At 74.9% G+C, this 7,526-nt stretch carries 7 protein-coding genes and 2 pseudogenes; 6 read left to right on the plus strand and 3 right to left on the minus strand.

The genetic code is table 11. The features are described from left to right. Both DKT68_RS30585 and DKT68_RS30590 read right to left on the minus strand, forming a co-directional pair. A pseudogene (locus DKT68_RS30585) lies at positions 1-380 on the minus strand (hypothetical protein); the annotation flags it as partial. Further along, the gene (locus tag DKT68_RS30590) at positions 377-673 is read right to left on the minus strand and encodes a hypothetical protein (protein WP_109820850.1); all 297 of its coding nucleotides are present in this window, start codon (positions 671-673) and stop codon (positions 377-379) included. The pseudogene DKT68_RS30585 and the gene DKT68_RS30590, both read right to left, overlap by 4 nt. 173 nt (positions 674-846) lie before the next feature. Between DKT68_RS30590 and DKT68_RS30595 the strand changes: the two genes are divergently transcribed. The 6 genes and pseudogenes from DKT68_RS30595 (at position 847) to ung (ending at position 6,298) form a co-directional block, all read left to right on the plus strand. Continuing rightward, complete coding sequence (locus tag DKT68_RS30595) at positions 847-1,215, plus strand: holo-ACP synthase (protein WP_109820851.1); 369 nt, start codon at positions 847-849, stop codon at positions 1,213-1,215. A 54-nt stretch (positions 1,216-1,269) separates the two neighbouring features. Continuing rightward, on the plus strand, positions 1,270-2,739 hold the full coding sequence (locus tag DKT68_RS30600) for an NAD(P)H-hydrate dehydratase (RefSeq protein ID WP_109820852.1): 1,470 nt from the start codon (positions 1,270-1,272) through the stop codon (positions 2,737-2,739). Positions 2,740-2,828: 89 nt separating this feature from the next. Then, a complete protein-coding gene (gene alr, locus DKT68_RS30605) occupies positions 2,829-3,947 on the plus strand; it encodes an alanine racemase (protein WP_109820853.1) in 1,119 nt (372 codons plus the stop codon). After that, a pseudogene (locus tag DKT68_RS30610) lies at positions 3,944-5,048 on the plus strand (alpha/beta fold hydrolase). Before alr ends, DKT68_RS30610 begins: the two are co-directional and overlap by 4 nt. Further along, positions 5,045-5,527 carry a tRNA (adenosine(37)-N6)-threonylcarbamoyltransferase complex ATPase subunit type 1 TsaE gene (tsaE, locus tag DKT68_RS30615; RefSeq protein ID WP_109820854.1) on the plus strand — a complete coding sequence of 161 codons (483 nt, stop codon included), beginning with the start codon at positions 5,045-5,047 and terminating at the stop codon, positions 5,525-5,527. The pseudogene DKT68_RS30610 and the gene tsaE overlap by 4 nt, the downstream one beginning before the upstream one ends. A gap of 69 nt (positions 5,528-5,596) precedes the next feature. After that, positions 5,597-6,298, plus strand: a complete 702-nt coding sequence (ung, locus tag DKT68_RS30620; RefSeq protein ID WP_109820855.1) for a uracil-DNA glycosylase — start codon at positions 5,597-5,599, stop codon at positions 6,296-6,298. Positions 6,299-6,407: 109 nt separating this feature from the next. On the opposite strand, the gene DKT68_RS30625 is transcribed toward ung, so the two are convergent. Next, positions 6,408-7,112, minus strand: coding sequence for a helix-turn-helix domain-containing protein (locus DKT68_RS30625; RefSeq protein ID WP_109820856.1), 705 nt, complete (start codon positions 7,110-7,112; stop codon positions 6,408-6,410). Positions 7,113-7,526: the final 414 nt, after the last annotated feature.

Consider the following 7,526-nt stretch of genomic DNA (forward strand, 5'->3'; position numbering starts at 1 on the left):
GCCAGCGCCACCGCCGCGGACAGCCGACCCTTCGCCGCCGTGAGCCGACCGGCGAACTCGGCGAGGACCTGATCGGCCTCGATGAGCGCGGGTGCGATCGAGGTCAGCTCACCGTGCAGCCCGGCGAGGCGCCCGTCGGCCGCCGTCGCAGCCCGGCCCGACCAGGCCACGCGCAGCGCCCTGACGTTCGAGCTCAGCTCGCCGGCCCGTCTCTCGACCAGCGCGTTCAGCCCGGTCCAGGCCGATCCGGCAGCCTGCCACGCCCCCGGGTCGGCGGCCCAGAGCTGCGCGTAGCCGACCGCGGGCCCGGATGGCCCGGCGGCGTGCCCCGTGCCGCCCGCCGGCCCGGCGTCCCTCGGCAGGCGAGTCGGCGCGGTCACCGGGGCAGCGCGGCGAGCCGGCGGGCGGCACGCTCGTCCACCGCCCGGTAGGACTCCACCGCCGTCCGGACCGCCCCGCCCGTCACCGCCACCAGGCCGCCGAGGCGGCCCAGCCACCCGTGCACCGCCGACTCCAGCCCGGCCAGCGCCGCGCAGGCCAGCCAGTCGGGTGCGGGCACCACCAGCCCGGGCGTCCCGACCAGGCCGTGCGCCAGCCGGTACGCATCGTCGTCCAGCGCCCGGGCCACCCCGCCCAGCAGCTCCGGCCGCACCGTCAAAGGCTCCTCTGTCATCCCCACACCCCCGTGTGCGATCGACGTCGACGTGCTGACGGTAGGCGGGACGCGTGCACGCGGCGGTGCCCTGTGGACAGCCGCTGGCAGGCGTACCCCGGCCCGTCCACAGGCGTTGACCACCGCGCAGCCGACGGCTAATCTGCCGCCTCCGCCGCCGGTAGGGTGGTCTGGTGATCGTCGCTGTGGGCATCGACGTCGTCCTGGTGGACCGGTTCGCCCGGTCCCTGGCACGGACGCCGCTGCTCGCCGACCGGCTCTTCACCGAGGCCGAGCGGTACACCCGCTCCGGCAACCCGCGCTCGCCGGAGTCGCTCGCGGCCCGCTTCGCCGCGAAGGAGGCCGTCGCCAAGGCGCTCGGCGCACCCGCCGGGCTGAGCTGGCACGACTGCGAGATCGTGCCCGACCCGGGCGGCCGCCCCTGGCTGACGGTGTCCGGCACGGTGGCGGCGGCGGCCGTCGAACGTGGGGTCAACCGCTGGCATCTCTCGCTGTCTCACGACGGCGGGATCGCGTCGGCGATGGTGGTCGCGGAACGGTGACGTCGGCCGGGTGGGCCGTGCGGCTCACCCGTGAGCGGAATGGGACACGGTGGCATGAGACCGGTGTGGCGGGTGGCCGACGTACGGGCGGCCGAGGCGGGACTGATGGGCACGCTGCCGGAGGGCACGCTGATGCAACGGGCCTCCGCCGGGCTGGCCCGCCGGGCCGCGCTGCTGCTCGCCGAGCGGGGCGGGGTGTACGGCGGGCGGGTGCTGCTGCTGGTCGGCTCCGGCGACAACGGCGGCGACGCGCTGTACGCCGGGGAGCGGCTGGCGCGTCGGGGTGTCACCGTGTCCGCGCTGCTGCTCACCCCCGGGCGGGCGCACGCCGCCGGGCTGGCCGCGCTGCGGGCCGCCGGTGGTCGGCTGGTGGAGCGGCCCAGCGGTCCGGTCGACGTGGTCCTCGACGGCATCGTGGGCATCGGTGGCACCGGCGGGTTGCGGGCGAACGCGGACGAGATGGTGCAGCGCCTCGGCGATCTGCGCGGGCGGGACGGCGGTCGGGCCACCGTGGTGGCGGTGGACGTGCCCAGCGGCGTGGCAGTGGACACCGGGCACCTGCCGTTGGCCGCGTCCGGCCGGCCTACCGCGGTCCGCGCCGACGTGACGGTCACCTTCGGCGCGCTGAAGCCCGCCCTGGTGGTCGGGCCGGCGGCCCCGCTGGCCGGCCACGTGGAGTTGGTCGACATCGGGCTGCGGCCGTGGCTGCGGGGCACCCCCGCGCTGGGGGTCACCGAGTGGTCCGACCTGGTCGACTGGTGGCCGCGGCTGGGGCCGGCGTCGGAGAAGTACAGCAGGGGCGTGGTCGGCGTGTCGACCGGCTCGGCGACGTACCCGGGTGCGGCGGTGCTCTCCGTCGGCGGGGCGCTGGCCGGGCCGACCGGCATGGTCCGCTACGCCGGGGGCGCCCGCGCCGAGGTGCTGCACCAGCACCCCTCGGTGATCGCCACCGGCCGGGTCGCCGACGCGGGCCGGGTCCAGGCCTGGGTCTGCGGCTCCGGGCTGGGCACCGGCGAGGACGCGGCCGCCGAACTGCGGGCCGTCCTCGCGGCGCCGGTGCCGGTGGTGCTCGACGCCGACGCCCTCACCCTGCTCGTCGACGGCTCGCTCGCCGACCGGCTGCGCAACCGGGACGCGCCGATCGTGGTCACCCCGCACGACCGGGAGTTCACCCGGCTCTGCGGGGAGGAGCCGGGCGCCGACCGGGTCGCCGCCGCGCTGCGGCTGGCCGCCTGGATGAACGCGGTGGTGCTGCTCAAGGGGGACCGCACGGTGATCGGGACGCCTGACGGGCGGGCGTACGTCAACCCGACCGGCACCCCGGCGCTGGCCACCGGCGGCACCGGTGACGTGCTGGCCGGGCTGCTCGGCTCACTGCTGGCGGCCGGCGTGCCCGCGGACCGGGCGGCGGCCTCGGCCGCGTACCTGCACGGGCTGGCCGGCCGGGAGGCGGCCCGGGGCGGGCCCGTGACCGCCCCCGACGTGATGACCGCCCTTCGCCCGGTCGTCGCCCGGCTGGGCTGATCGTGCTGTTCTGGAGCGACTGACCGGATCGGCGCGCTGCGGCGTGCGTCGCCGCCCGCGGTGATCACGGCGGAAAGTAGGCTGGGCGTATGTGGCAGGCCGAGGTACGCGTCGATCTTGACGCGATCCGTGAGAACGTGAGCCGACTCCGGTCCGGCACCAACGCCGAGCTGATGGCGGTGGTGAAGGCCGACGGGTACGGCCACGGCATCGTCCCGGCCGCCCGGGCGGCGATCGACGCCGGGGCGGACTGGCTCGGCGTCTGCACCCTCGACGAGGCGCTCACCCTGCGGCGGGCCGGCGTGACCGTGCCGGTGCTGGCCTGGCTGCTCGCGCCCGGGCTGCCGCTGCACGAGGGCATCAGCGCCGGGGTGGACCTGGGCACGGCCAGTCTGTCGCAACTCGACGAGATGATCGAGGCGAGCCGGCGCGCCGAGCGACCGGCCCGGCTGCACCTGAAGATCGACACTGGGCTGTCCCGGGGTGGCGTGACGGTCGCCGACTGGCCGGCGCTGCTCGACGCCGCCGCGAAGGCGCAGGCCGACGGGCTGATCGAGGTGGTCGGCGTGTGGAGCCACTTCGTGTACGCGGACATGCCCGGCCACCCGACCACCGACCGGCAGTTGGCCGTCTTCCACGAGGGCCTGGCCATGGTCGAGCGGGCGGGCCTGCGCCCGCGCTGGCGGCACCTGGCCAACTCGGCGGCCACCCTGACCCGCCCGGACACCCACTTCGACCTGGTCCGCCCCGGGCTGGCCGTCTACGGGCTCTCTCCGGTGGCCGGCGAGACGTACGGGCTGCGGCCGGCGATGACCGCGCGCGCCCGGGTGGTGCTCACCAAGCGGGTCCCGTCCGGCACCGGCGTCTCCTACGGGCACACCTACACCACGGGCAGCGACGCCAACCTCGCCGTGGTGCCCCTCGGGTACGCCGACGGGGTGCCCCGCCACGCGTCCAACAGCGGGCCGGTGCAGCTCGCCGGAGCGCGGCGGACCATCTCGGGGCGGGTCTGCATGGACCAGTTCGTTCTGGACTGCGGCGACGACCCGGTGGCCGACGGCGACATCGCGACGTTGTTCGGCAGCGGCGCCGACGGCGAGCCGACCGCCGACGACTGGGCCGAGGCGGCCGGCACGATCAACTACGAGATCGTCACCCGGTTCGGCGGCACGCGGGTGCCGCGGGTGTATGACGGCGAGCGGGCATGAGTCGGTACCGCATCCCGCGGCCGCGGACCGCGGCCGGCCGGGTCGCCGGCCTGGTGGGCGCCGCGGCACGCCGGCCGCGGCGCCCGCCAGGCCGGCGTCGCGACCGAACGCACCCTGGTCCGTCGGCTGAAGGCCGACCCGGCCGACCGCTACGCGCACGAAGAGTTCGGCGAGCAGCGGTACGACGAGGCGTTCCGGCTGGAGCTGCCGGACGGCACGGACATCCACGTCGAGGTGGTCGAGCCGACCCGGCCGGTGCCCGGGCGTCCGACGGTGGTGCTGGTGCACGGCTTCTGCCTGGACATGGGCACGTTCCACTTCCAGCGCCAGATGCTGGCCGCGCGCGGCGACTACCGGATCGTGGCGTACGACCAGCCCGGTCACGGCCGCTCCGGCCGGTTGGAGACCGGTGAGTACGACCTCGCCGCGCTCGGCCAGACGCTGCGCCGGGTGATCGACCGCACCACCCCGGAGGGGCCGCTGGTGCTGGTCGGCCACTCGATGGGCGGCATGACCATCATGGCGTTCGCCGAGTTGTTCCCGGAGCTGTTCGGTGACCGGGTGGTGGGCACGGTGCTGATGGCCACCTCGGGCGGGCTGGTCGCGGAGACCAAGCTGGTCGCCCCGGCGCTGCTCGGCCGGGTCGGCGGCCCGGTGCTCTACATGGTCAGCAACGCCACCCGGTACGGCGGGCCGGTGATCGACAAGGCCCGCAAGTCGACCTCGAACGTGGCCTGGCTGCTCACCCGCAAGTACGGCTTCGGCACCCGCAAGCCCAGCCCGGCCCTGGTGTCGTACGTGGAGACCATGAACTCCCGGACGTCGGCCGACACGGTGACCCGCTACCTGCGGACCCTGGCCACCCACTCGCGCTTCCCGGCGCTCGCGGCGCTGGCCAGCACGCCGGTGCTGGTCGTGGTCGGCGACAAGGACATGATCACTCCGATCAACCATTCCGAGGAGATCGTCCGACGGTTGCCACACGCCGAGTTCGTGAAGATCCACGACAGCGGTCACGTGGTGATGCTGGAGCACGCGGACGAGGTCAACGCCGCGCTGGCGCGGTTCCTCGAGTCACTGGAGAACGTGGAGGAACGGTGAGTCACGTCGTCAAGCTGCCGACCGTCGAGGACACCCGGGAGTTCGGCCGCCGGTTGGCCGGGCTGCTGCGCGCCGGCGACCTGGTGCTGTTGACCGGGCCGCTGGGCGCCGGCAAGACCGCGCTCACCCAGGGCATCGGCGCCGGGCTCGGGGTGCTCGGAGACGTCACCTCGCCGACGTTCGTGATCGCCCGGGTGCACCGGCCCGACCCGGCGCGCGGTGGCCGGGTGGCCCTGGTGCACGCCGACGCGTACCGGTTGGGTGACGCCACCGACCCGCGCGCCGAGATCGACGACCTGGACCTGGACGCCTCGGTGGACGAGTCGGTGACCGTGGTGGAGTGGGGCGAGGGCCTGGTGGAGCAGTTGGTGGACGCGCACCTGCGGGTCCGCATCGACCGCCGCGACGACGACACCCGGATCGTCGAGCTGGACCCGGTCGGTGGCGACTGGGCCCGGCGGCTGGCCGACCTGGGCTAGGCCGGCGGGGTGCTGTCGTACCCGATGCCTAGAGTGCGGGGGACCGACCCGCGCTGTGAGAGGTTCCTGATGCCCGACGACGCCCCCGCCCTGGATCTGCTGGCACTGCTGCCGGAGCAGTGGCGTGCCGTGCTCACCCCACACCTGGATCCGGCACGCACGGCCGCGCTGGCCGAGTTCGTCGCTCGGGAGTACGCGACGCAGACCGTCTTCCCGCCGCTGCCGGACCTGTTCTCGGCGTACCGGCTGTGCCCGCCGCAGGGCACCCGGGTGCTGATCCTCGGGCAGGACCCGTACCACCGGGCCGGGCAGGCGCACGGGCTGAGCTTCAGCGTCCGGGACGGGGTGGCCGTGCCGCCGTCGCTGCGCAACGTCTTCAAGGAGCTGGGCGAGGACGTGGGCGTGCCCAAGCCGCGCAGCGGCAACCTCGACGGCTGGGCAGCGCAGGGCGTGCTGCTGCTCAACGCGGTGCTGACGGTCCGTCAGGCCACTCCGGGCTCGCACGCCAACTCGGGCTGGGAAGAGTTCACCGACGCCACGATCCGGGCGCTGGACGCGTCACCGGACCGGGTGGTCTTCCTGCTCTGGGGCGGCTACGCGCGCAAGAAGGCCGCCCTGGTCACCAACCCGCAGCACGTGGTGCTGGAGGCCGGCCACCCCAGCCCGATGAACCCGCGCGGCTTCCTCGGCAGCCGCCCGTTCAGCGCCGCCAACAAGGCGCTCGCCGACGCCGGCCTGCCCACCATCGACTGGGAGCGCACCGCCGGCTGACCCGACACCGGCCGGGCTGCCCGCTGAGCCGGCTGGTCGGGGCTCTCCCCGGCTGGCCGCGCTCGCCGGGGCTGCCTGGCCCCTGCTGGCGGCCGGGCCGCGTCCGAGGTCACCCACCGCTTGCCGGCTGCCGGGCTCGGTAGCGGCGCAGCAGCTCACCAGCCCGGGGCTCGGTCAGCTCCAGCTGGGCCAGCGGCACCACCCGGTAGGCCCGCCCAGCGTGACGCACCTCGATCGTCTCGGGCAGTTCGTCGCACATGGTCGCCCTGATCTCGCCGTAGCGGGTCGACCAGCGGTGCTCGCCCTGCTCCTCGGGCTCCAACCGCAGCCCGCCGAACTCACCCCAGCGGGCGTTCCACCGCTGGCCGTAGGCTCTCTCCAGCCAGCGCGTGAACCGTTCCGAGTCGTGCCAGCGTACGGCGATCTCCAGGGCGTCGACCGGCACCGGCGCACCCTGCAACAGCGCAGCCGTGCTTCCCGTGATCACCTGCGGGATGTCGGCGAGCCGGTCCAGCGTCTGGTCCAGGCCCAGGTCGTCGACCCGCTCGGCCAGCGGCCGGGCCGCCAGTTCGGCCATGCGTGCGTCGAGGTGCGCGTCGAGGGGTTCGACCCCGACGGCGAGTTGGACGTCCATGCAGGCCAGCAACCGCTCCAGCACCAGGATGCTGGGCGCCCGGTCGCCACGTTCGATCCGGGCGACGGCGGCCTGGCTGACCTCGGCGAGGTCGGCCAGCTCCCGCTGGCTCAGCTCGCGCAGGTGTCGTTGCTGTCGTACGACGGCGCCGAGGAGAGGGATGAGGCGACTGGATGACATCCCGGCATCGTGGACCAGGTCGGACCGGCGGCGACACCGATGAGGCAATTTGCTGACTCGCCGGGCTCCTGTCGGTGCCGCTTCGGGTAGGGCCCGCCACCCCGGCCTCGCTCGCCGGTCCGGCCACGCCCCGTCTCGCTGGCCACCCCGGCCGCCCGCCCCACCCGAAGAGCGGCGGGGCCCGGCTGGGGGCCATTCGCCTCCATGAGCGTGATACCTGTGAGTCATATTTATGCCTCACAGGTATCACCCTCGTCAGAGCAAGGCCCTCCCCGAGGGACGGGTGCGGCCAGGGCGGCGAGTGTGGCCGGGGCGGCGGGCGTGCCAGGCAGCGAGGCGCTGGTCGTCCGCACCCCGGACATGCACGGCCCGCGGTGTGGCGAACGGCGGCGGGGCTGGGGCCGAACACGGAGG

It is taken from the genome of Micromonospora acroterricola, assembly GCF_003172955.1.
GTDB lineage: Bacteria > Actinomycetota > Actinomycetes > Mycobacteriales > Micromonosporaceae > Micromonospora > Micromonospora acroterricola.